The sequence below is a fragment of the Tardiphaga sp. 215_C5_N2_1 genome (assembly GCF_052076055.1).
Lineage (GTDB): Bacteria > Pseudomonadota > Alphaproteobacteria > Rhizobiales > Xanthobacteraceae > Tardiphaga > Tardiphaga robiniae.
On sequence record NZ_CP197240.1, the window covers coordinates 4725070 to 4748609 of the forward strand.

General features: G+C 58.4%; 20 protein-coding genes and 1 pseudogene. 19 read left to right on the forward strand and 2 right to left on the reverse strand.

The features are described 5' to 3' along the window. The first annotated feature begins 26 nt into the window (after positions 1-26). The 7 genes from AB7828_RS22540 to AB7828_RS22570 all read left to right on the forward strand — a co-directional run bounded on the left by AB7828_RS22540 (position 27) and on the right by AB7828_RS22570 (position 6394). Positions 27-1211 carry a branched-chain amino acid ABC transporter substrate-binding protein gene (locus AB7828_RS22540; protein WP_441231197.1) on the forward strand — a complete coding sequence of 395 codons (1185 nt, stop codon included), beginning with the start codon at positions 27-29 and terminating at the stop codon, positions 1209-1211. A gap of 22 nt (positions 1212-1233) precedes the next feature. Continuing rightward, on the forward strand, positions 1234-2145 hold the full coding sequence (locus AB7828_RS22545) for a branched-chain amino acid ABC transporter permease (protein WP_068737795.1): 912 nt from the start codon (positions 1234-1236) through the stop codon (positions 2143-2145). After that, positions 2142-3308, forward strand: a complete 1167-nt coding sequence (locus tag AB7828_RS22550) for a branched-chain amino acid ABC transporter permease (protein WP_441231198.1) — start codon at positions 2142-2144, stop codon at positions 3306-3308. The genes AB7828_RS22545 and AB7828_RS22550 overlap by 4 nt, the downstream gene beginning before the upstream one ends. Then, entirely contained in the window at positions 3305-4093 is a 789-nt protein-coding gene (locus AB7828_RS22555; RefSeq protein WP_439065547.1) for an ABC transporter ATP-binding protein, read from the forward strand. Before AB7828_RS22550 ends, AB7828_RS22555 begins: the two co-directional genes overlap by 4 nt. Continuing rightward, positions 4090-4809, forward strand: a complete 720-nt coding sequence (locus AB7828_RS22560; RefSeq protein WP_315840111.1) for an ABC transporter ATP-binding protein — start codon at positions 4090-4092, stop codon at positions 4807-4809. Before AB7828_RS22555 ends, AB7828_RS22560 begins: the two co-directional genes overlap by 4 nt. Before the next feature lie 78 nt (positions 4810-4887). Then, the gene (locus tag AB7828_RS22565; RefSeq protein ID WP_439065548.1) at positions 4888-5865 is read left to right on the forward strand and encodes a dipeptidase; all 978 of its coding nucleotides are present in this window, start codon (positions 4888-4890) and stop codon (positions 5863-5865) included. Position 5866: 1 nt separating this feature from the next. Then, a complete protein-coding gene (locus tag AB7828_RS22570) occupies positions 5867-6394 on the forward strand; it encodes a DUF5943 domain-containing protein (protein WP_320446282.1) in 528 nt (175 codons plus the stop codon). Between the two features lie 659 nt (positions 6395-7053). Here AB7828_RS22570 and AB7828_RS22575 read toward each other — a convergent pair. Further along, positions 7054-7992, reverse strand: coding sequence for an IS110 family transposase (locus AB7828_RS22575; RefSeq protein ID WP_441231199.1), 939 nt, complete (start codon positions 7990-7992; stop codon positions 7054-7056). Between the two features lie 334 nt (positions 7993-8326). Between AB7828_RS22575 and AB7828_RS22580 the strand changes: the two are divergent. After that, a pseudogene (locus AB7828_RS22580) lies at positions 8327-8617 on the forward strand (helix-turn-helix domain-containing protein); the annotation flags it as partial. Between the two features lie 228 nt (positions 8618-8845). On the opposite strand, the gene AB7828_RS22585 reads toward AB7828_RS22580, so the two are convergent. Continuing rightward, positions 8846-9529, reverse strand: coding sequence for a LuxR C-terminal-related transcriptional regulator (locus AB7828_RS22585; RefSeq protein ID WP_441231200.1), 684 nt, complete (start codon positions 9527-9529; stop codon positions 8846-8848). A gap of 525 nt (positions 9530-10054) precedes the next feature. Between AB7828_RS22585 and AB7828_RS22590 the strand changes: the two genes are divergently transcribed. The 11 genes from AB7828_RS22590 (at position 10055) to asnB (ending at position 23537) form a co-directional block, all read left to right on the forward strand. Beyond that, a complete protein-coding gene (locus AB7828_RS22590) occupies positions 10055-10972 on the forward strand; it encodes a LuxR C-terminal-related transcriptional regulator (protein ID WP_093758231.1) in 918 nt (305 codons plus the stop codon). A 557-nt stretch (positions 10973-11529) separates the two neighbouring features. Further along, positions 11530-12252, forward strand: a complete 723-nt coding sequence (locus AB7828_RS22595) for a sugar phosphate nucleotidyltransferase (protein ID WP_089266608.1) — start codon at positions 11530-11532, stop codon at positions 12250-12252. A 76-nt stretch (positions 12253-12328) separates the two neighbouring features. Then, positions 12329-13465 (forward strand): DegT/DnrJ/EryC1/StrS family aminotransferase, encoded by a 1137-nt coding sequence (locus AB7828_RS22600; protein WP_089266610.1) that lies wholly within the window; start codon positions 12329-12331, stop codon positions 13463-13465. A gap of 56 nt (positions 13466-13521) precedes the next feature. Further along, on the forward strand, positions 13522-14172 hold the full coding sequence (locus tag AB7828_RS22605; RefSeq protein ID WP_441231201.1) for a sugar transferase: 651 nt from the start codon (positions 13522-13524) through the stop codon (positions 14170-14172). Between the two features lie 5 nt (positions 14173-14177). Next, the gene (locus AB7828_RS22610; RefSeq protein WP_441231202.1) at positions 14178-15185 is read left to right on the forward strand and encodes an SDR family NAD(P)-dependent oxidoreductase; all 1008 of its coding nucleotides are present in this window, start codon (positions 14178-14180) and stop codon (positions 15183-15185) included. A 119-nt stretch (positions 15186-15304) separates the two neighbouring features. Further along, positions 15305-16474 (forward strand): hypothetical protein, encoded by a 1170-nt coding sequence (locus AB7828_RS22615; protein WP_441231203.1) that lies wholly within the window; start codon positions 15305-15307, stop codon positions 16472-16474. Further along, the gene (locus AB7828_RS22620; protein ID WP_175369515.1) at positions 16452-17726 is read left to right on the forward strand and encodes a polysaccharide biosynthesis/export family protein; all 1275 of its coding nucleotides are present in this window, start codon (positions 16452-16454) and stop codon (positions 17724-17726) included. Before AB7828_RS22615 ends, AB7828_RS22620 begins: the two co-directional genes overlap by 23 nt. Before the next feature lie 283 nt (positions 17727-18009). Continuing rightward, entirely contained in the window at positions 18010-18708 is a 699-nt protein-coding gene (locus AB7828_RS22625) for a helix-turn-helix transcriptional regulator (protein WP_093757979.1), read from the forward strand. A 369-nt stretch (positions 18709-19077) separates the two neighbouring features. Next, positions 19078-20298, forward strand: coding sequence for a glycosyltransferase (locus AB7828_RS22630; RefSeq protein WP_441231204.1), 1221 nt, complete (start codon positions 19078-19080; stop codon positions 20296-20298). Further along, positions 20295-21548, forward strand: coding sequence for an O-antigen ligase family protein (locus AB7828_RS22635; protein ID WP_120287846.1), 1254 nt, complete (start codon positions 20295-20297; stop codon positions 21546-21548). Before AB7828_RS22630 ends, AB7828_RS22635 begins: the two co-directional genes overlap by 4 nt. A 3-nt stretch (positions 21549-21551) precedes the next feature. After that, a complete protein-coding gene (gene asnB, locus AB7828_RS22640) occupies positions 21552-23537 on the forward strand; it encodes an asparagine synthase (glutamine-hydrolyzing) (protein ID WP_441231205.1) in 1986 nt (661 codons plus the stop codon). Positions 23538-23540: the final 3 nt, after the last annotated feature.

A 23540-nucleotide genomic window follows, 5' to 3' on the forward strand; every position in this document is an offset into this window, starting at 1 on the left:
GCTGGATCAACCTGGAAGGATCAGCGATGGGGACGATTAGCAAGCGTGGTTTGGCCGCATTGGCCGTTGCGAGCGTGTTGCCACTGGCCTTTGGCAGCTTCAGCGCGGCCTTCGCCAAGGACAAGGTGAAGATTGCTTTCGTGGGTCCGCTGACCGGCGCTATTTCGCCTCACGGTATTGGCGGACGCAACTCGGCCGAACTGGCCGGGAAGCTGATGAATGCCGAGCCCAACACCAAATATGAGTACGAGCTCGTCGTGCTTGACGACGAATGCAAGCCCAACGTGGGCGTGCAGGTCGTCACCAAGATCGCGTCCGATCGTTCGATCATTGCCGCGATCCCGCATTACTGTTCCGCTACTGCGATTGCCACCGTCGATATCTTCAATCGCTTCAAGATGCCGATGGTCGTGTGGGCGGCCGTGCTGCCCGAAATTACCTATGCCAAGAAGTATCCGGAAGTGCACCGCGTCAGCGGCATCCTGATCGGCCAGAACCGCATCGGCGCGCAGTTCATGAAGGCACGCGGCTACAAGAAATTCGTGTCCTTCGCCGACTCCACCGACTACGGCAAGTCGATGAACAAGTACTTCACCCAGTTCACGCTCGAGAACGGTAATGAAATCCTGGGCAGCTTCTCGGTCCCGCCGGATCAGCAGGATCTGTCGGCCGAGCTGACCAAGATCAAGGAGCTCAATCCGGAGGTCATCTATTTTGGTGGCCTGACGCCGCTCGGCGCGCGCCTCCGCACGCAGATGGCCAAGTTCGGCATCAACGCGCAGTTGGAGGGCAATTCCGGCATCATGGGCGACGCGTTCGTTAACGCCGCTGGTCCGGAGCTCGCCGAAGGCACGCTGACCTTCTTCGACAGCCCGCCGCTGTCCAAGATGCCGGGCGGCAAGATGTTCTCGGATGCCTACAAGGCTGCCGGTTATTCCGAACCGCCGGAAGCTTATGGACCGTTCGCTTATGTCGCCACCCGTCTGGTCATGGAGACCATCGAGAAGGTCGGGCCGGATCGCGCCAAGGTCACCGCCGACCTTGGCGATGTGAAGGACCGTCCGTCCATCGTTGGTCCGGTCACCTTCGACGACCATGGCCAGAACATCACGCCGCTGACCACGAGTTATGTCGTCCAGGACGGCAAGTGGGTGGTCTGGGAAGAAAGCGAATACGTGTCCGGCAAGCGCAAGCTCAAGAACCTGCCGTAAGCGCGGATCGTCGGGACATCCCATGGGTATGATCGGTCAACACCTGCTGAACGGCTTGATGCAAGGAACGATCTATGGCCTCGTCGCCATGGGGTTCACCATCTTCTTCGGCGTCATGAATGTGATCAAGTTCTCGCACGGGGACGTGCTCACGCTCGGCGCCTTCGGAGGCCTCGTCGCCGTCTGGGCGGCGAACGCGCTGGGACTGTCGGTGCCGCTGCAGTTCATTGTCGCGCTGTGCGTGGCAATGGCACTAACCGCGGTGGTCGGTGCCGGCATCTCGCATTTTCTCATCATGCCGCTGCGCAATGCGCCGCCGCTCAACATGCTGCTGATGACGATGATGGTCGGTACGGCCATCCGTGAAGCCATCCGGCTGTTCTTTCCGAATGGCACCAATCCGCAGCGCTTTCCGGAATTGCTGCCGGCCGGAGGCTTCAATATCGGTCCGTCGTTCTTCCGCACGGACGCTATCATTCTGATCATTGCCGGCGCCGCCTCGATCGGCGCCGTTTACTGGATTATCAACCACTCCAAATTCGGCCTTGCGATGCGGGCGGTGGCCGAAGATACCGAAACGGCACGTGTGATGGGGATCAATTTCGGTCGCATCATCCCGCTGACCTTTGCATTGGGCTCCATCACCGCAGGCTTCGCCGGCATGATCTATGCGCTGTATTACAGCGAGATCAATTACAGCATGGGCCTGCTGTTGGCCGTAATCGGCTTCACGGCTGCGATCGTGGGCGGTCTCGGCAATATCTGGGGCGCGATTATCGGCGGCTATCTGTTCGCGGGGCTGCAGACTTTCGTCGTCGCCGCGATGCCGTCGATGAGCGACTACAAGAACGTGTTTGCTTTCGTGCTGATCATCGTCCTCATCACCTGGCGGCCGACCGGGCTTCTGGCCGAACGCGGGAGCGAGCGGGTATGACGCCAACCTCTCGGACGCTTGCACGGCGGGCGGTGTGGCCGCTGTTTGTCGCTGTGGCCTTCGCCGCAGTGGCGCTCACGGCGCTGGTCCTGATCGAAAACCAGAAATTGCTCGGTGCCGCATTGGCGATTACGGCTGCGGTCTGCTTCTGCGCCGCTCGGTTCGGAGGCGTCGCCGCGATGGAAGTCGCCGCTTCGGAAAATCCCTGGCTGCTGCGTGGCCTGATCATGGTGGCCTCGCTCGCTGTCATCTTCGTGCTGCGCGACGACAATTTCGGCCTGCTGATGCTGGCGACGGTGCTGATCTACGCGACGATCTGCCTCGGCCTCACTGTGCAGATGGGCTATGCTGGCCTGACCAACTTTGCAGCCGCAGCTTTCGCCGGCACCGGCGGATATACCGCAGCGATGCTGGGACAGCGGGGCGGTCTGCCCGATGCGCTGGTTTTGGTCTGCGGCGGCTTGGTCGCGGTCTTCATCGGCTCGCTGCTCATCCTCCCGGTGCTGCGCACCCGCGGACACTACGGCGCGCTGACGACCATGGCGTTCGGCGTGATGTTTAATGTCTTTCTCGATGCGAATGACTTCTTTGGCGGTCCGCAGGGCCTGAAGCTTCCCGGCATCAATCTGTTTGGCTGGGACTTCACCAATGACATCCATATCTTCGGCCTCGTGCTGTCGTCCTATGTGAACTACGTGATCCTGACCGGTATTCTGACAGCGCTGGCGATGATCTTTGTCGGATTGCTGGACCGCTCATGGGTCGGTGTCTGGTTCGATGTGGTGCGCCTCGATGAGACCGCAGCATCCGTTTTCGGACTAAAGATAGCTTACTGGAAAGTGCTAGCATTCACGATCGGCAACTTTTTGGCCGGCCTGATGGGGGCCGTCTATGCGAAAATGACGGGGTTCATCGCGCCGGCGAATTTCACATTCGGCGACTCGCTGGTGATGGTGTCCATCGTGATCCTGGGCGGCATCGGCAATCGTTGGGGCGTTCTGCCAGCGGCGCTGATCGTCGTCCTGCTGCCCGAGAAGCTTCAATTCATCCAGGAATACCGGCTCATCTTCTACGCCGTCCTGGTCATCGCGATTCTGACCATGCGTCCGGACGGCCTCGTGGCGCGCCGGGTCCGGAAACTGCATACAGAGGCAAGCGCATGACGAGCTTGTCCAACGACGTGCTGCTCGAGAGCCGCGGCTTGACGGTCCGTTTCGGCGGCCTGTTCGCACTTAATGAGCTGAACATTGACGTCCGCAATGGCGAAGTGCTCGGACTGATCGGGCCGAACGGCTCCGGTAAGACCACGTTCCTCAATGTGATCAGCGGCGTCTATTCCGCAAGTGCAGGCAAGATCTTGCTGGGTGACATCGACATCACCCGCGAGAAGGCTCACAACATCTCGTCTTATGGCCTGTCGCGCACGTTCCAGCGATCGCGCCTGTGCCTGTCGCTATCGGTGTTCGACAATATTGCGCTGGGTGCGCAGCGAACGCTGAACAATGGCCTTTGGCACAATATCGTGCAGCGGAAATCATTCGCCGCGGAAGCGCAGAAAATCGCGGATGAAGCCCGCGAGCTGCTGCATGTCTTCAATCCCGCGCTGCCGGACAAGCTGTTCGATCCGGCGATCTCGCTCGGCATGATCGATCGGCGCAGGGTTGAGATCTGCCGCGCATTGATCGGCAAGCCAAAGCTTGTGCTGCTCGATGAACCGTCTGCCGGCATGACCCATGACGAGACGGATCAGGTGGTGGATGAAATTCTCGGCATCCGCAAATCGCTCGGCGGGCTCACGATCATCATTGTTGAGCACGAGATGGGCTTGATCGAACGCGTCACCGATCGCTGTGTCGTGCTGAACTACGGCAAGAAGATCTGCGAAGGCAAATTCCGTGATGTCGCGGCCGATCCTGTGGTCCGCGAAGCCTATCTGGGGCAAGCATGAGCGGTCATCTCACAGTCGAGAACATCTTCACCGCCTATGATCGGGCCGACGTGCTGTCCGGCATTTCCATCGACGTGCAGCCGGGCAAGATCACCTGTATCCTCGGTTCCAATGGTGCCGGCAAGTCGACGCTGATCCGCTCAATCCTGCGACTGACGCCGCCGCGCGCCGGCTCGATCGCTTTCGAAGGCAAGACGCTCGATCAGATGGCGACCCACGAGATCGTCGGTCTCGGGATCGCCTGCATTCCCGAAGGGCGCCGGATCTTCGCGAAGATGACCGTCGAAGAAAATCTTCGGGTCGGCGCCTATCTCGTCAATGCGGAGAAGACGGTCAAAGCGCGCCTTGGCAAGGTGTATGAGGTGTTTCCGCGCCTGAAAGAGCGCGCCAAGCAGCTTGCCGGCACCATGTCCGGCGGTGAGCAGGCGATGGTGTCGATCGGCCGCGGAATGATGACGGATCCCAAGCTTCTGATCATCGACGAGCCATCGCTGGGCCTGTCTCCGCTATTCGTGCAGGAGAACTTCAACATTGTCCGCCGGCTCAACGAAACTGGAGTGACGGTTCTCCTGGTCGAGCAGAACGTCAACCAAACCCTCGCCATCGCCCATTACGGTTATGTGTTGTCGCAGGGCAGGATCATCGTCCAGGGCGACTCCGAGATGCTGGCAAAGAACGAGGAAGTCCAAAGCGCCTACTTCGGTGGAGCGCACTGATCAGAAAGAACGTCGCGCTAGCTGATATGGCTGCCGCATCATAACGAAAAGTCAGACTATCATCTGAAAGGAAACGTCATGTCCTCAACCATCCATGAAAGCGCCATCGTCGTCGATGGATTGATCATCTCGGATTTCGGGCGCCCGGTCTTCGAGGACATGCGCAAGGGCGGATTGACAGCCGCCAACTGCACCTGCTGCGTCTGGGAAGGCTTCGAAGCCACCATGCGCAATGTGGTCAAGTGGAAGCGCTGGTTCGCAGACAACGACGACATCCTCAAGCAAGTTTACACCACCGCTGACATCCTGAAGGCCAAAGAGGAAGGCAAGACCGGCATCATCCTGGGTTGGCAGAACGTCACCGGTATCGAGGATCAGATCGGCTATCTCGGCCTGTTCAAGGAGCTCGGCGTCGGCATCATCCAGATGGCCTATAACACGCAGAACCTGGTCGGCACCGGCTGCTACGAGTCCAAGGACGGTGGCCTGTCCGACTTCGGTCGCGAGGTCGTCGCCGAGATGAACCGCCTCGGTATCCTCTGCGACCTGTCGCATGTCGGATCGAAGACCAGCGAAGACGTCATCCTCGCCTCCAAGCAGCCGGTTGCTTATTCGCACTGCTTGCCAGCCGGCTTGAAGGAGCATCCGCGCAACAAGTCCGACGAGCAGCTGCGCTTCATCGTCGATCACGGCGGCTTTGTGGGCGTCACCATGTTCCCGCCTTTCCTGAAGCGCGGTCCGGCATCGACTGTGGACGATTATGTCGAGGCAATAGAATACGTCATCGATATCTGCGGCGAGAACAGCGTCGGCATCGGCACCGACTTCACGCAGGGCTATGGTCAGGAATTCTTCGACTGGATCACCCATGACAAGGGATATGGCCGCCGCCTCACCAATTTCGGCGACGTCATCAATCCCGAAGGCATCAAGACTATCGGCGAATGGCCGAATCTTACCGCCGCCATGGAGAAGCGCGGTTGGAAAGCCTCGCGCATCGAGGCCGTCATTGGCAAGAACTGGGTCAATCTCCTGAAGACCGTCTGGGGAGCCTGAGATGGGGAAGCCGCAGGTTGACATCAATGTCGATGATCAGACCGGGCGCTGGTCGGTCGACGCGACCAATATGATCCTGGTGCCGCAGCATTTTTACATGAACAACCACTTCGCCATCGAGGCCGCGGTGGGAGCTGCAGAGCTGGAGCGCATTCTGCGGCCGGCCGGCCATCGCTCGGCCTATTACTGGTGCGAGAAGGAAGCCGAATTCCACGGCATGTCCGGCGTCGATGTGTTCCGTCACTATATGCGCCGCATCACGCAGCGCGGATGGGGCCAATTTGATGTGCTCGACGTGTCGCCGGAAGCAGGGACGGCGACAGTGCGCTTGCGAAATTCGGCAATGGTTGATGGCGAGCGCCGCAACAGTGGTCGCAAGGTGTGTTACATGTTTGCGTCTTGGCTTGAGGGCTCGCTCGAATATGTTGCCGCAAGTGCCGGTCGTGAGGTCAGGTTGCGGGCGCAGGAGGTCTATTGCGAGGCTGAAGGCGCTCACGATCATTGTCTGTTCAAGGTCGAGCCGGCTTAATTTGAGCCGGCGAAATCCGTCTGCGACGGTATTGAGACGCGCCTAGCCTGGCTAGCGCAATCAGATCGGCCAAGCATTCAGAAAGTTGCAGTAGACGAGAGGCCTCTGGCAGCGGTGCCGCTGCCTCGTTAGGTGCTGCCGCATTTTGGCTCACCGTGAGTTATCGCGCGAATGATCGTGGGTCTGTGCTGCCAAGGGGCGGCTTGCCGTACGAGTATTCCGCGTAGAACCATGATTGGAATCTAACATTTCATGGTGGGCCTCGTAGTGCGTCCACGCAACGACCGCGAGGGCTCCGCCCTATGGGATTGTCCCGTCTCGGCGCAATCGGTTGATACAAGCGCGTTCGATAGGCTTCTCCGAGATTTGTCTTGGAAATATCGTCGAGTACCTTCGAAGCCGATCGTGTCCCGGCTGACCCGAGCTTTGGTGGCCGCGGATTACCTCGATTACGAACCCGTCGGTGGCAAATATCAGTTCCGTCCGCGCATTCTGACGCTGGTTTTTTCGCTACTGAGCAATATGAGAGTTCTGCCCGTTGTCCACGAGCAGTTACAGCGGTTGGCGACGCGAGCGGCTGCACCGTATCGCTCGCATGGCCGGACGCGCCGAAGATGATCTATCTCGACCGCTGTCTGGGAGAGCGACTGTCTTGTTGGTCAAGCGTTTTGATGCTGCCATGGGGTCTTGTCTCGCAGGATTGCGTTGAGGATGGTGAGCAGCTTGCGGGCGAGGGCGATGATAGCGACGAGCTTGGGCTTGCCGGCGGCGACAAGCTTGTCGCGGAACAGTTTGAGCTGCGGATTGAAGCGGGCGGCCACCATCGCTCCCATGAACAACACGCGGCGTACATTGGCCCGGCCGCCGCCGATGAAGCTCTTGCCGCGCCACTGGCCGGATTGCCGGGTCCATGGCGCCAAACCGGCGAGCGCCGCAATCTGACGACGATCGAGTGTGCCGAGCTCCGGCAGTTCGGCAATCAGGCTGCGCGCGATGGTCGGACCGATGCCGGGCACCGACACCAGCAAGTCTTCTTTCTCGGCCCAGGCCGGCGATCCCCGCACGTGATCGCCGATGTCGTCGTCCAGTTCGGACAACTCCTTCTCCAGTGCCTTGTGGAGCCGGGCGATGCTCTTCTTCAGCCGCAGATTGCTGACGCGCCGTGCACGCTGGCTTTCCGCGGCGATCATCTCGACGATCTGGCGCCGACGTGCCACCAGATCGGCTAGCAGCCGCGTCGTCGCATCGGGAAGCGGCCGCAGTTGCGGTTTGGTCGCCTCGGCAAAATGCGCGATCACCATGGCATCGATCGGATCGGTCTTGGCGCGCTTGCCGAGGGCATTGGCAAAGGCGCGCACCTGCGCCGGATTGACCACCACCACAGGCAGATCGGCGCCGCCCAATCCTGCGGCGACGACCGTCTCAAAGCCGCCCGTCGCCTCGATCGCCACCATCCGTGGCGGCCGCGCTTTCAGCCGCGCGATCAGATCATCGATCCCCGCACCATTGCGGGCAACCGCAAAACTCTCACCGCCCGGACGCAGCGCCACATCCAGCCGATCCTTCGACACATCGATGCCAACATAAATCGCGTCCATCTGATCCCATCCTTGCGCAACCGGGCTTGCTGAGCGGCCCAAGCGACTGTTCGGGTTCGATGGAACGGCAAGCAAGCACCCGCGCGCTCCCACGGGCTTGGTGTCCCTCAGGTCACTCGGTCTTCCGCCTGCCACCGCTCCGCACAACTTAGCAGATCCGGCGGCTGGCAAGTTACAAGGTCGTACCGTATTATTTCAGCGTCGGCTCCGCCATCGACATGGTAAGGACGGCGACAGGCCCGAGCCTATCTTGCTTCGCTCTGATGGCGGCAACATGTTCGGCGGTGGTCACGATCTCATGCGCCTACGTCGGCGCATCAATATACACGGCTGCATGCATCGATATAGTTTCCGAACCATAACAGAGGGGTGCAAGTCAGGCCGCGGAGAAGCGTTCGGAACGCCGCGTGGTGGCCGATCGTTCAATGCCGATGACTTGCAGACAAGACCGTGGTTTCTTCCCGGGCTATCCTGCGTGGTGGCTTCGTTGCCCGGCCAGTGGATACTGTCCCAGCGCGTCGAGTTGGCCCGAAATCTTCTGATGAAGACCGATATGCCGTTGGCCGATGTTGCACAGGCTTGTGGCTTTGCCGATCAAAGCCACTTCACCCGCATCTTTTCCGCTGCGACCGGATTGCCGCGGGGGCATGGCGCCGCGCGACTAGCAATGCAGGTTCCTCAGCGATTTGCTGAAGAAGGCCCACCGATGTCGGGCAGGGTGGTGAAGCCACGCATCAGGGTCCTTTCGGCCTCCGCGATGGCGGCGAGGTGGATGTCGCCGACAAGGCTTGTGCGCCAATCAGTGCCCGTATCAGCGGGAAGTGGTGCACGGGTCAGCAGCGACTGCAGACGCTCAATCACAATGAACCGACAGAGCCCGATCCTCAAGAAAGCCCCCACGTTCGTTGTGCGATATGGCAAGCGCCGCAAGCACTGTCCGGTTGTTGATTTCAAGCTTCTGATAGATGTGATGGAGATGTTGCTTGATGGTGCCATCAGCAATATTCAGCCGGCGCCCAATTTCCTTGTTCGACAACCCTTCAGATACCAGGCGCATGATCTGACGCTCGCGCTCTGTCAGCACCGCCAGAACACTCTCCGTGATCGCGATACTCTTCTGTTCGGAAGGTATAACGTTATTGACCGCGGGAAGCGGCAATAGCCTTTGGCCAGCCGCGATCTCCCGCAAGGACTGCACCAGGGGTTCGAGCAGCATGTCCTTCAGGATGACACCGTAGGCGCCAGCGGCGGCCGATAAAGCCAGTTGGCGATCTTCAACGACAGCGGTGAAAAAGACGACCCGCGTTGAAAGCCCCTCGGAGTTGGCGATGGCAACGATTTCCAGCCCGGTCAGGCCTGGCATTTCGATGTCTATAATGGCGATGTCCGGCGTTAAATTTCGAATCGCTTCGATACAGCTCGGGCCAGTGCTGCAGCACGCGACAACCTTGAAGCCGCTTTGCGCTTCAAGCACGCTCGTCAAACCTTGCAGAACCACAGGATGGCGGTCTGCGATCACGACACTGGTGCAACGCATGGGCGGTCCTCAGCCTAGCCCCCCAAAACTTAAACTCCACGCGACCCCGGATATTCCCTTCTTAGCCTAATTTTCGAGAGGCTCAAATTCGTTACGCTACATCGCAACGCAACAAAGAAAACACGTACAACCTTGGGTGGACGTATCTGAAATGGTCACTCAAGGATAGATGTCCCGTATGACGAAGCACGCACTCCCTCTGCGAAGTCTGCGGTGATTCCCCCGTTTACTATTATGAACGACATCCCTCAGTACCGGCCCATCGCCTATAACTAAAGGTATATAGGGAGATCGAGAATTCGCATCTAACATTCATAAAATCGTCGCAAACGAGAAGGGAGGCGTCTTCAATTCGACGACGAAATGCTTCTAAAAAGACAGAGTTTCTTGCCGACTGAAAATATTCCAATGCCAAAATTTCTGCCGAAGAAGCGGGGCTTAACCGCCGACAGATCACCAAGAATGAGCTGAATTTCAATCGCTCAATTTTTTTTAAATCAGTTGCGTATGGTTGGGAGGATCGCGATGCGGAGGCAACAATCTTTTTTTACAATTCTCGTTGGGAAAAATACTTTACTCAGAGAAGGTCTTGCCAGGATTTTACGCTCAGCAAATTTTCGTATCCTAGCCTCAGTATCAAGCGTGGATGATTTGCTCCCGGGTCAACCGCAAGCACACCAGCCCCTGCTTCTTATTGCTCACACCGGCGATGATTTTGACGCCGCGATTGAACAAATCGAACTTTTCAGGGACTACCATCCGGGCGGGCGCATTGCGATCGTGGCCGATCATTATCGAATGGACGAACTGGCTTCTGCGTTTCGGGCAGGTGCCAACGGCTACTTTGTCAACGTTATGACCTGCGATGTATTCATAAAGTCCATCGAACTGATAATGATGGGTGAAACGATCTTTCCTCCGGCATTTCTATCATCTGTTCTTGCTCCCGAAGGCAGTCACCCAGGCGAGACGGGGTCGCGCGACCAAAACAAGACGCAGGCGATTCTTATCGCTACAGAAGATATGACCACGCCGCAGCTTTCTCCGCGGGAAAAATCAATTTTGCACTGCCTGATTGAAGGCGCCTCCAACAAAAGCATCGCGCGGACGATCCATATCGCCGAAGCAACTGTAAAAGTCCACGTCAAGGCGATCCTTCGCAAGCTCCGTGTCCAGAATCGGACACAGGCAGCGATTTGGGGGATGAACAACGGATCACTGGCGGAACCGGCAAACAGCAACTCTCCGCCTTTAGCTGGCGATTCGAACGGTCGGCTTTCAAATCCCGTTGCGATGATCTCCGAGATCAAGAAAAACGAGACGCCAGTGCCACTGGGTGTGATCAACCACGAGCCAAATCATATTGAGGTCTCGCGCATCGACGGTCTGATCCGTAAGGGCATCAACGGAAAGATCTGCGGCGCGGCACGAATCGGCAAATAGTCAGCGATTGTTGGCGTAGGCGAGCAAGTCGCGCCGACCGGTGGTTGTCGGAGCGTGGCGCTCGCGCCGGTGAACGATCGAACATGGATACGTGAGGCGCTGACGATCGCGCGTGTTCTTGCGACGCGCTTCAATAAATCATTCCACCGATCTTGGGCAACGGTTAGTGCGATGTCGCTCGCGCGCGTGAGGGATGCCCGCGTCAGTTCCTAACAGGCTTTCTGAAAAGCCGGCTCGTTGCGCTGTCGTCGTCATTCCAAGCGCGGCGATGTCAATCGGGCCTCGCGATATCGCGCGCCAGCGATGCAGCCGAAGTCCGGTTTGGTCTGTCACGTCCCATCATGCACCACTGCGAGCTGCAGCTTTGCCGCTGCAATACAGTGCTCGCGTGCAATCCAACTATCATTCCGACATCTCATGCAAACGCACGAAGACGCGAGGATAGTCAGCGTCTAGTTTTCTCGTCAATGGCATTCCGGTTTGGCCATCAGCACCAGGCCGGGCTGTCGCGTTGATATGATGAACGATTGCGCGCTTCAGTAACACAGGAGGATAATATGAAGGCTGTCATTCAATGCGGCGGAAAGGGAATGCGCTTGCGTCCGCATACATCCATCTTGCCGAAACCGCTTATGCCGATCGGATCGCGGCCCGTCCTCGAGCTCCTGCTCAAATGGCTCAGGCGAAATGGCATCAGAGAAGTCTTCATCACGACTGGATATCTGGGCCACCTTATTCGCAGTGTTTGCGGCGACGGCAATCAGTGGAACATGCAGATCGTTTACACGCAGGAAGTGGAACCGCTTGGAACGATGGGCCCGCTGTCGCTTTTGCGAGAACAACTCGACACGCCGTTTCTGGTCCTCAACGGCGACGTGCTCACGGACCTGAATCTCAGTCAGTTCGTGAGCTGTCATCGCCGACACCAAGGTCCCCTCACCATCGCCACCGCCACACGTCCTACCAAGATGGACTTTGGCGTGATCGACGAGACGGGCGGTTGCGTCACCGGATTCCGCGAGAAGCCCGAACTGTCGCATCTGGTGAGTATGGGCATCTACTGCATGGATCCCTCGGTGCTGGACCGCATTCCGTCAGGTGTTCCATTCGGCTTCGACGATCTGATGGCCCAGATGCTGGAAGAGGAAATACCCGTGAACGTATTCAAGCACAACGGCATGTGGCTCGACATCGGGCGGGTGGACGACTTCCTCAAGGCTCAGGATATTGCATGGGACGAGCAGTCGCCCCCGGCATTCGTGGCAACCGTCGCGGCCTGACGAAGACGCTGCATGTTACGGCTGCTGCTCGTGCAATCTCAAACGTATCGCTGAATCCGGGATTGGAGATGAACACATGCTATTGGTATCAGAGCCAGTCCTGGGTCCGGACGAGCAAACAGCCCTAGCTTCTGTCATCGAGAGCGGCTGGGTTACGATGGGAGACCGGGTCCGGGAGTTCGAACAAGCGTTTGCTCATCTTCATGAGGCCGAGGATTCGATCGCCGTCGGCTCGTGCACGGCAGCCCTCCACCTCATCCTGCACGCGCTCGGCATTGGGCCGGGCGACGAAGTTCTGGTTCCATCGCTGACCTTCGTCGCCACGGCCAATAGCGTTCTCTATGTGGGAGCGCGCCCCGTCTTCGTCGATATCGATTCGGCCGAGATTCCGTTGATGTCGCTGGATGATGCTGAAGCCAAATGCACATCGAGAACAAAAGCGATTATTCTCGTCCATTTCGCCGGTTACCTCGCGCATCGCGACACTTGGCAGTCTTTCGCTCGTCGCAAGGGCTTGCTCCTGATCGAGGATGCAGCTCATGCGCCCGGACTGCCCGCAGTGGGGACCTATGGCGAGGCGGCAGCATTCAGCTTTTACGGCAACAAGAACATGACGACCGCCGAGGGCGGCGCCATTATCGCCCGCAGCCGCGCTCTGAGGGAAACCATCAAACGAGCACGGTCTCATGGCATGACAAGCAGCACGCGACAGCGCCTCACCAGTCGTCGTCCCGACTACGATGTTACGATCCTCGGATTCAACTATCGTATGGACGATTTGCGCGCTGCCGTTGGCCTTGCCCAACTCAAGAAACTTCCGGAATGGAATGACACCAGGCGACGCCTGTCCCTGTGCTATCGTCAGTTGATGGCGGAGCATTGCCCAGCGGTGATGATACCCTTCGCGAATCCTTGGCCATCGGCGCACCATCTGATGCCGGTCGTCCTGCCGACGGCAACCGATCGGCAGCCTGTGATCGATCGGCTCCGCAAGCGCGGCATACAGACTACGATTCACTATCCTGCCGTCCACCACCTGACATTCTACAGAGAACTCTATCCCGATACATTCTTGCCGCGCACCGAGGAATTTGCCCAACGTGAGCTCACGCTGCCGCTGCACCCCCGGATGAACCCGGCCGACGTGGAACAGGTAGTGAATTCCCTTGCAGCCGCACTTGGCACGGAGTTTCCATTAGGGGCAATCGCGTAGCCATGCGCGGAGCAGCGAACCAGCTCTTGGCGTCAACTCCTGCTACGCAGGTAGGCTTGCGGCGCGCCCTTGACATTCTGTTTGCCGGTGCTGCGACAGCCTCTCTCGCTCCTCTCTTCCTGATCGTAGCACTTGCTATCTGGATCGAAGGCGGAAGGCCGATTTTGTTCTCGCAACTTCGTCTCGGGCAAAATGGACGACCGTTCCGCATGTACAAATTTCGCAAGTTCAGGCCGGATTGCGACCGGTATGGATGTCCGCTCACAATGGAGGGAGACGGCCGCCTGACTAGGATTGGCCGCATCCTTGCCGCGAGCAAGCTGGACGAGTTACCGCAACTCTGGAACGTTTTGCGCGGCGACATGGCGCTCGTGGGACCGCGGCCTGAATCGCTCGCATTTTTCGACTGCTTTCACGGTGGCTTCGAGAAGCTTCTCGACCACAAGCCTGGTCTTGTTGGTCCGTGCCAGGTCATGTTTCGACATGAAAGCAAGCTCTATCCCGCTGACGTTGCGGCTGTGGATTTCTATCGCCAAGTTCTGTTCCCGACCAAGGCGAAAATCGATCTCGCTTATTTCCCGCGCCGAACACTGGCTTCTGATCTCGGCTGGATTGTTCGTGCGGCCTGGGCAATCGCGGTGGGATCGTGGACCGAATACACGCGGAAGAATCAATCGAAAGAATCTAAACAACAAACCGGACATTGACGGCCATGAATTACCTTGGTGCCAGAATTCTCGTCACGGGAGCCGACGGTTTCATTGGCTCGCACCTGACCGAAGCGCTTGTTTCGGCAGGGGCCAACGTTACCGCTCTTGCCCAGTACAATTCCTTCGATAGCCATGGTTGGCTGGACGACCTTCCGGATTCGACCCGAAAGAAAGTCAACCTGGTTCGCGGCGACATCCGCGATGCGGCTTTCGTCGGTCGTCTCGTACCCGGCCACGAAATCGTCTTTCATCTCGCGGCACTGATCGCGATCCCCTATTCCTACGTCGCTGCGCAATCCTATGTCGAAACAAACGTGCTCGGCACCTTGAATGTGCTCGAGGCCGCGCGGCAGTGCGGCACCGAGCGGGTCATTCACACGTCGACCAGCGAGGTCTACGGCACAGCCATAACAATGCCGATCGATGAAACTCATCCGCTGCAGGGACAATCGCCGTATTCCGCCTCCAAAATAGCCGCGGACATGATGGCAGGGGCTTTTGCGAAATCGTTCGGCGTACCAGTCGTCATTCTCAGACCATTCAATACGTTTGGGCCACGACAGAGCGAAAGGGCGATCATCGCTGCCATCATACGGCAGGCGTTAGATCCTTCCTGCCCCGCGATCATGATCGGGGATGCAACAACCGTACGTGACCTTACATTCGTTGCAGATACCGCGGCCGCGTTCATGGCTGCCGGACTGGCCGAGGGCATCGAATACGGCCAGCCATATAACGCAGGTAGTCAGCGGGCGATCATGATCCGCGACCTGATTGATGTCATCGTCGACCTTACTTCCAGCGACAAGCCTGTGCTTCAGGATGAGAGGCGTCTGCGACCGACAAATTCGGAAGTGCGAGCGTTGCTCGCTGATTGCACCCGCTTCGTCCATGCAACGGGATGGTCACCGCAGGTCACGCTGCGGGAAGGGTTGGAGCGGACAGTTGACTGGTGGCGTCATCGCCTTTCGGGAAAGCAAGTCCGGCGGCAAAAGGATTTCATCACATGATGGCCCGGCTGGGTTATGCCCGAGCTCTCCTGTGCTGTGGCGCTCTTGTCTTGCTCGCTTCCTCAAGACCCGCCTCAACGGAATCGCTCGCAAACGCCCAATTCCTCCCGGCGCCCGCCATGGATTTGCCTGGCTATCTCGCGCCAGTCGTCGATGCGTCTCTCGGTACGACCTTGGTTCGTGTGACCACGCCTGAAAGTCCGATGGGAAACGGCATGGTTTGCAAGCGTTCCTATTGCACCCATCGCTATTCGAGTGCGCAGGCGTGGAACGCCGACCAGAGCCTGCTTTTGATTGTCAACGGCTGCAATGGCCTGTGCTTTCTTGATGGGCACACCTATGCTCCACTGTTCCGGCGACAGCGCGGGGGTGAATGCGAATGGCATCCGCAAGATCCGGAGGTCATGATTTGTGTCGCCGGGCGCCGCATTTCGCGATGGTCGCCGCGAAGCAACGCCGAAGATGTAATTCTTGAGACTGAAGCATATCGCGAGCTTCAATTCGGTCCCTACAAGGGCAATCCCTCATGGGACGGCAACCGTATCGTGGTGCGCGCCATCGGCCAGCAGGGCACGCTTGTCGCATTTGCGATGGATCTTTCGGATCGCCGGAAATTTCCTGATATTGAGCTGGCGCGAATTCCCGGCAAAAACAGCTATTGCGGAATCTCGCCGCTGGGCAAGTACATATTCTGCCAGCAGTCTCTCATTGACTTCACAGATCAAGCATTTGTCTTCAGCATTGAGGGTGATCTCCTGCAGAGCTGGACAGAGCATCACCGGCCCGGCCACGGCGACATGACCGTCGATGCCGGCGGTGATGAAGTTTATGTCGGCATCAGTAAGTCGGCGCCCGACAAGTATCAGGTCATCAAACGGAGACTCCAGGACGGACAGGTCACGGCGCTCGCTCCCTATGGAGAAGCTCAGCATGCATCGATGCGAGCGATACGCCGTCCCGGCTGGGTCTTCATGAGTTATGCCGGCGCCGCGCTCGCTCCCGCCGGCGGCAAGAAAGTGGCACCGTTCGCTCAGGAAGTTATCGCACTTAAAATCGATGGCAGTGGCGAGTTTCGACGTATCGCGCATACGCGCAATGCTCCGTATGACTATTGGAGCGAAACGCATGGCTCACCTTCTCCTGATGGATCGCAAGTCATCTGGTCGAGCAACTGGGGGCAACGAGGCGGGCCGGTATTTGATTTTGTTTCCCGCATCGACTGGGCCGATCGAGACAGCGGAAACGACTTAGCGCAAGGAGATCGTCATGAAGGGCAACAGGCGCAGTAAGACTTTCAGCTATGTCCCCATCAGCGTCTGGGCAGGGATCATTGTCTTGGCAGGCAGCGACGGTTGCCTTGGAGCTCAATACAGCCTCGCGCCTGGCGATACTGTCGAGGTATCGGTCGGTGGAGCGCCTGAACAGCGCAATAGAGCTCAGATCCAGATTGACGGCACCATTGCTCTTCCCGGGGTCGGTACGGTGCCGGTTGCAGGTCTGACCCCGTCGGAACTTCAGACTCGCATGGAGACGCTGCTGCAGTCCAGGATTCTGCGTCAGCGCTCACCGGATGGGCGAGAGCAGGCGCTCGTCATCAAGCCTGGGGACGTGATCGCGAGCGTCGTGGAATATCGACCGATCTACGTCACAGGCGACGTTCTCACGCCCGGACAGCTGGTGTATCGCGCGTCCATGACTGTACGCCAAGCCGTTGCAGTCGCCGGTGGCTTTAGCCTGTTGCGTTCTCGCGGTCAGGTCGGTGCTATCGATCCGGCGGATCTGTTGCGCGATTACCAATCTTTGTCGACCGAGTACATCAAAGAGTATATCCACGTGATCCGCACCAATGCGGAACTCCAGGGCAATGACAGCTTCGATCAGAAGATACCCAGCGAAGTATCTTTGCCGGTCTCCGTCATCGAGTCGATCATGCAATCCGAGTCGGCGTCGCTAAAGACCGCGCAAATCGACTATCGTAAGGAACGAAGCTTTCTGGAGGATGCAGTCAAACAATCGGAGGCTCAGCTCGTAACCCTCAGGAAGCAGCAGGACGGTGAGGAAAAGGGTGTTCAGGCCGATGAGGATGAGCTTGATCGGGTAGCCAAGTTGTTTGGTGCAGGATCCTTGCCAAGCCCCCGTGTTACGGAAAGCCGACGCGCTCTTCTGTTGTCGTCGACAAGGCGTCTTCAGACGATGGTCGAAGTCATGCGGCTGCAACGTCAGCGCGACGACTTCGTGCGCCAGATCGAGCGGGTCGCCAATCTACGAACCATCAATCTGTTGCGCGAGTTGAAGGATTCAACCGTTCGCATGGCGGACTTGCGGGTTAAATTGCAGGCGTTGAGTCAAAAATTGCAGCCTGTCGGCGGTGCGGGAGCACTACCTGTCGGAACCAGCGATCTCCGAGCAGAGGTAACGATCGCACGAAAGGTCGGCCAGCAGTGGAACAGGATCGTCGCATCAGTTGATTTCGATGTAGAGCCGGGAGATGTGGTCGAAGTTGCGCTGCGCCCTTCGGGAGTAGCCAGCGCATCTAACTGAGCCATTGGCACAAGCGGGGGTACCCACAAAGGATACCGCGCTTACGACCTCTGGCCGGACGCCTGCACAAAACTGCGCGCTGAGGCGCGCATCGCTTTTCCAACCGACATTTCCTCCATGTCATTCAGACCGCTAGGGGCCCCACGAATAGTAGACTGCCTCAGCCAAATGTGCAGTCGGGTTACCCCAATTTGAACATTTACATGGCTCGTCGAAATTGGAATGCTTTCCCTCCGATCAATCCTTGTCATTCGATTGAAGTAGTAGCGAAGGGAATGACGACATGTTGAATTTGAACCAGAGTGCCACATTGCCCGGCGCAATTGCATCGCTTCATCCCTGCAGGGAATCCATCTTCAACATTTCGAATCGTGCTCCCGCTATCCGGCCAGACGCTGACCCAGGCAAGAAGCCCGACCTTGGCGAGCAACGTGACGTCCTACACGCGGTTTTGGCGCGTATTGGCTGCGGGCAAGTTCTGCTCAAGCGTGGCTGTGTGCTTGACGTGAGTGCAATCGGACGTGCGATATTGGAACGCGAATGCAACCTCACCACCAGCCCTGAAACGCTCTACAGCGCCGTCAAGCAGCTGGTGAACCGCGCGGGAGCCCAAATTCCCGTTGGCTCGACATCATGGCTCGCGACTTCCTTCAAGGAGGGCGTCACCAGCCTTGTAAGCCAGATGGTCAATGTTTGGACGGATGAAACCAGCACCATCATTCTGCTCGATCTCGACGCTCATCCGGAGCCGACGCCCCAAGCGCTCCGGTGTTTGTTCGGCTTCACAGCCGCGGAAACCCAGCTTGCAGTCGAATTGGCGCGCGGCCATAATTTACTTGATATTGCTCGCGCCCGACGGCTGAGCCGGACGACGATCCGCTCACATCTGGCCTCCCTGTTCGTCAAGACACAGACACGGCGGCAGGCGGAGCTGGTTGCATTACTCGGGCGTGTCGCCGTCCTGCCTTCTCCCGGTAATTGAGTCTGACGATAGGCACCCAGGCGAGCCTCCTTGTTCATCCGGGCACAAACACAGCGGCAAGTGAAACGGGTCGCCGACAGGCCTGCTTTGCTCCGACGTTTGAACTGATTCTGGATCTGACGACACGACGCTTCAGCTTGCGTGCATGATGCCAAACGCGCTTCGGAGTAATCCTCTTGGTGTCGATGTCTCAATTCTTCAGGATCGCCGAATACTTCCGACGCGGCCGTCATTCGAACGAATGAAGACACTTTGTGATCGCCTCGTAAGCTCACATAGTCCGCTCATACGCGAGGACATCGAAATTCATCTGTAGCCGATTCTCCGGATCGACTGGGCTGCATTCCGATTGCGACCGAAAGGATTAGCATGACGTTGCATGTGCTTTGTGTGGGAGGCGAGGATCATGCCCTACGGATCCCATTTCTGGCAGCTTTGCGCAGTCGTGGCTTTCGGGTGAGCGCTGCCGGTACTGGCGCCGCACTCCCGTTCTCAAATAGCGGCATCGAGTATCATCGCTATGACTTCAATAGATTCGGTGCACGGGTTGCTGACCGCCTAGCTGTCGGCCAGCTCTCACAGCTTGTGCGTGGCATTCGACCGGACGTTGTTCAAACGTTCGATACCAAACCAAATCTGCTTGCTCCTCTTGCGGTGAGAGGCGCAATCCCCATTGTGCGCACCATCAACGGAATGGGTTGGGTATTCTCCTCGGCACAGCTGAAAGCTCTTGCATTCAGGCCAGCTTACCTAGCGCTGCAGCGGTTGGCCGCCTGCTGGACCTCGGCAACGGTATTTCAAAACAAGGAGGATGGCGACTTTTTCCGCCGCTATCGTCTGCTTGGCAGCAGCCCCGCTGTACTGATCGGAAGTTCGGGAATCGATGTCGATGCTTTCGACACAGCGCGGGCTCAGGCGCCGTCCACCGCACAACTTCGTACAGAACTCGGACTCGGTGACGACGAAGTCGTCATGACTGTGAGCCGACTGACCGTACAAAAGGGCATACCCACGCTTCTGGATGCGGCGGCGATTGTCCGCGAAGCGCGGCCCCGCGTTCGTTTCTTGCTTGTCGGTCCAAGGGAGAGCGAAGGTCCTTTTGCCGTGGATCGGGCTTTGATTGATCGATACGCACCACACGTAATCGCTCTCGGTGCGCGATCCGACGTTCCTGCGCTTCTCGGAATCGCGAATGTCTTTGCCTTCCCGACGGAGTATCGGGAAGGAATCCCCCGTGTTCTGCTGGAAGCAGGATTGGCGGGTGTGCCTATTGTCGCCACGCGTATGCCAGGCTGCGGCGATGTTGTGGTGGAGAACTGCAATGGCCATTTGGTGCCGCCCCGGGACCCGCGTGCGCTCGCCGCAGCCATTCTCGATCTTCTCCAGGATCCTGCCCGCGCAAAGAGCATGGGACAGCGCTCGATCGCGCTCGTGCGCCGTGAGTTCGACCTGAACGTCGTGGCTGACCGCTACGCCGATCTTTACAGGAAGCTGATTTTCACCGGGAGGCGAAGCGAAGATCCGGCTGCTTTGTCTCGCGACGCCCATGAAGATCGAAGGGTTAGCCAGCACAGCGGGAAATCATCATGATCGCCAATGCGCTTCTTTCTTTTGGCATCGTGCTTACGACAGCTTCACAGCTGCGCCTTCCCGGAATTCCGCTGGGTGTTGGCGAGGTCTGTCTTGTCCTGTGGCTAGCCTTCGTCTCATTGCGAGTCATCGTTACCGGCCAGATTTACAACGCGACAGCTTTGCTCCGAATCGGTGCGTTTTGGGCCTGTCTTGCACTCGCCCTGAGCATAGGGACATGCGTGGCCTATCTGAGCGAGGAGCTGGACCTTCCTACGATGTTGCACGACACCTTCGCGTATCTGTTGGTGGCAGCTTTGACCTGCCTCATCGTCGCAACGATGGAAGCCAACGCTGCCCTACGTCAAACCCAATGGTTCCTGCTCGCTTTCTGGAACATCGCACTGGTCCTTCAGATCGCTGCGGGCTGGTCCATCATCAGCCTGCCGTCGGTCGATCCATGGTATTGGGATCGATTTCGAGGCTGGGCGGAGAATCCCAATCAGATCGCTCTCTATTGCGCCGTTTTGACGCCGCTGTCTCTCAGCCTTGCCCTGTCGGCCAAAGGGTTTGGCCGCATAGCGGGATCATTCAGTTGCCTGCTAACCTTCGCCGTCGGGCGCCTGACCAAAAGCGATACATTTCTTGTTGCGATGGTGATTGCCACCGCGATCTTTTCTTTGCTGCGTTTGCGCAGTTGGCTGACCTCGCCACAGCACAGACTAAATTTCCGGTCGGTGGTCGCGGTTCTGGTCATCGCCGCCGCCGTCCCGCTGGCGCTCGCATTAGCACCGTATGCCGTTGCGACCGCCGATGAGTTTGAAGGTCTGGCAATCAGTCTGGCCAAGGACCGTGGCGGCGAGGCAACGAAGCGCACCGCGTCCCTGCGACTGCAACTCTGGGAAGATGCACTCCATCGAGGGCTGGAAACCGGATCGCTCGGGCTGGGGCCAGGCCCGCATCTCGAGAAGCCGAACGTCGCCAATAACAAGGCGCTTCCAACTCCTTTCGAAGCCCATAGCACACTGCTGGATATATTTACGCAAGGTGGCCTGCTCGCTGTGATTGCCGTTTGCGGCCTCTTCGCAGGCACGTTCATGCTTATGTTCCGCGCGAAGCTCGATGCCCTGGCAGCATTGTTCGCTGCGCTGGCCATTTTCAGCATCAGCCATTTCATCTTGCGTCATCCCATCGTGTGGTTCGCGTTTGCTCTCAGCCTGATCCTCGGATCGGCGCGCCCGCCGTCGCCGCACACGCGTATCGGAAGCTAGATCATGTGTGGAATCGCCGGAATTCTTCAGATGCCACAAGCTTCCCGATCCGCCGATCTGGATGCGATCGGCCGAATGACGAATCGTTTGCACCATCGCGGACCCGATGCCCACGGCTCGTGGTGCGATCGTGACGCCGGGATTGCATTCGGGCATCGCCGGCTCTCCATCGTTGACCTCACCGACGCGGGGCGACAACCGATGTTTTCCGAGAGCGGCCGATTCGTCATCACATTCAATGGTGAGATCTACAATCATCCGTCGTTGCGACAGGAGCTTCAACGCCTCGGCCAGAACTTCATCGGCAGCAGCGATACCGAGGTCTTGCTCGCGATGATCGAGAGATGGGGATTCGAGGCTGCCCTGGCGCGCTGCAACGGCATGTTCGCAATCGGCCTTTGGGATCGGCAGACCCGTACGCTCCATCTGGCCCGCGATCGAATGGGAAAGAAGCCCCTATACGTCGCCAGAACGAGAAATGCCGTTGTCTTTGCTTCAGAGTTGAAGGCGATCGACGCGTTCCCCGATTTCGTTGCGGAGGTCAATCCGCGCGGGGTCGCTGAATTTCTCGCTCGCGGCTGGCTACCGGATGAACATTGTATATGGAAAGACGTCTTCAAACTTCCGCCCGGCAACATTCTATCTTTCGGCGCCGATGAACTTCTGGCATCTCGGGATGCTGCAGCGCTTCGGGCAAAGGCGCGCACTTGGTGGTCGCTGACCGACATCGCAAAGCACGGCCGAAGAAACCCCGTTTCCGCGGACGATGGCGAGCTCGTGTCGCATCTTGATGGCCTACTTCGCGAGGCTGTCGGTGAGCGCATGGTTGCCGACGTGCCAATCGGGCTGTTCCTGTCCGGTGGCATCGACAGTTCAACTGTCGTCGCCCTGATGCAATCCCAATCCACCCGGCCCGTCCGCACGTTCACTATCGGTTTCGGCGAGCCCGCCTTCGACGAAGCGGCCAGTGCCGCGGCCGTGGCTCGTCACCTCGGCACGGACCACACGGAGCTACGTCTCACTCCCTCGGAGGCCATGGATGTCATTCCCGAACTGCCCCGTATTTGGGACGAGCCGTTCGCCGATGAATCGCAGATTCCGACACTGCTGCTATCTCGCCTCGCCCGCCGGGATGTAACTGTTGTCCTCTCCGGTGACGGCGGAGACGAATGTTTTGCTGGATATTCCAGGCATCTTTTGACCGCCCGTCTGGCTCCCCTCCTTAACTCCAATCGAGCACTTCGGCGAACGGCGGCAATGGGTGTGTCATTGCTCGCCCGCGGTTTGCGGGAAGACATCGCTGACGCGTTACCTCTTCCTGGCCGCCTGCGACGGATGATCGGAAGCGACCGGGTTAACCGCCTTGCGCAACTGTTTGCAGGCAATGACGCCGACGACATGTACCGGAAAGTTATGCGGCTTTCCGAGCTGCAATTGACCCCGGAGCAGGTAACCGATTCGGCTAAGGTGCCGCCGCTGAACGATCTTCTATCCGACTTCATTGTACGGGACATGATCGGTTATCTCCCCGGCGACATTCTGGTGAAGCTCGATCGCGCCAGCATGGCGACAGGCCTGGAAGCGCGCTGTCCAATTCTCGACCATCGCGTCGTGGAATTCTCCTGGCGACTGCCGAACACGGCCAAGGTGCGCGACGGACAGGGCAAGTGGATCTTGCGGCAGGTTCTCAGCCGTTACTTGCCGCGCCACTTGATAGATCGACCCAAGCAGGGCTTCGACGTGCCTGTTGGCGCCTGGTTGAAAGGCCCCCTGCGCTCATGGGCTGCAGACCTGCTCTCCGAATCACGCCTTAACCGCCAGAATTTGCTGGACGTACAACGAGTCCAGAGCTGCTGGCAGGATCATCTGAGTGGCAATCGCGATCACTCGCGAATGCTATGGGCCGTCCTGATGTTGCAATCATGGCTAGGAATGATGGTTGAACAGAGTACGTGCCGATCGGCAGATACCCTCGAGCCCGCACAGTAGAGG

Coding starts and splice junctions, on each gene's coding strand:
- AB7828_RS22540 (WP_441231197.1), top strand. CDS start 27: ATGGGGACGATTAGCAAGCGTGGTTTGGCCGCATTGGCCGTTGCGAGC.
- AB7828_RS22545 (WP_068737795.1), top strand. CDS start 1,234: ATGGGTATGATCGGTCAACACCTGCTGAACGGCTTGATGCAAGGAACG.
- AB7828_RS22550 (WP_441231198.1), top strand. CDS start 2,142: ATGACGCCAACCTCTCGGACGCTTGCACGGCGGGCGGTGTGGCCGCTG.
- AB7828_RS22555 (WP_439065547.1), top strand. CDS start 3,305: ATGACGAGCTTGTCCAACGACGTGCTGCTCGAGAGCCGCGGCTTGACG.
- AB7828_RS22560 (WP_315840111.1), top strand. CDS start 4,090: ATGAGCGGTCATCTCACAGTCGAGAACATCTTCACCGCCTATGATCGG.
- AB7828_RS22565 (WP_439065548.1), top strand. CDS start 4,888: ATGTCCTCAACCATCCATGAAAGCGCCATCGTCGTCGATGGATTGATC.
- AB7828_RS22570 (WP_320446282.1), top strand. CDS start 5,867: ATGGGGAAGCCGCAGGTTGACATCAATGTCGATGATCAGACCGGGCGC.
- AB7828_RS22575 (WP_441231199.1), bottom strand. CDS start 7,992: ATGGACGCGATTTATGTTGGCATCGATGTGTCGAAGGATCGGCTGGAT.
- AB7828_RS22585 (WP_441231200.1), bottom strand. CDS start 9,529: ATGCGTTGCACCAGTGTCGTGATCGCAGACCGCCATCCTGTGGTTCTG.
- AB7828_RS22590 (WP_093758231.1), top strand. CDS start 10,055: ATGCGGAGGCAACAATCTTTTTTTACAATTCTCGTTGGGAAAAATACT.
- AB7828_RS22595 (WP_089266608.1), top strand. CDS start 11,530: ATGAAGGCTGTCATTCAATGCGGCGGAAAGGGAATGCGCTTGCGTCCG.
- AB7828_RS22600 (WP_089266610.1), top strand. CDS start 12,329: ATGCTATTGGTATCAGAGCCAGTCCTGGGTCCGGACGAGCAAACAGCC.
- AB7828_RS22610 (WP_441231202.1), top strand. CDS start 14,178: ATGAATTACCTTGGTGCCAGAATTCTCGTCACGGGAGCCGACGGTTTC.
- AB7828_RS22615 (WP_441231203.1), top strand. CDS start 15,305: ATGGATTTGCCTGGCTATCTCGCGCCAGTCGTCGATGCGTCTCTCGGT.
- AB7828_RS22620 (WP_175369515.1), top strand. CDS start 16,452: ATGAAGGGCAACAGGCGCAGTAAGACTTTCAGCTATGTCCCCATCAGC.
- AB7828_RS22625 (WP_093757979.1), top strand. CDS start 18,010: ATGTTGAATTTGAACCAGAGTGCCACATTGCCCGGCGCAATTGCATCG.
- AB7828_RS22630 (WP_441231204.1), top strand. CDS start 19,078: ATGACGTTGCATGTGCTTTGTGTGGGAGGCGAGGATCATGCCCTACGG.
- AB7828_RS22635 (WP_120287846.1), top strand. CDS start 20,295: ATGATCGCCAATGCGCTTCTTTCTTTTGGCATCGTGCTTACGACAGCT.
- asnB (WP_441231205.1), top strand. CDS start 21,552: ATGTGTGGAATCGCCGGAATTCTTCAGATGCCACAAGCTTCCCGATCC.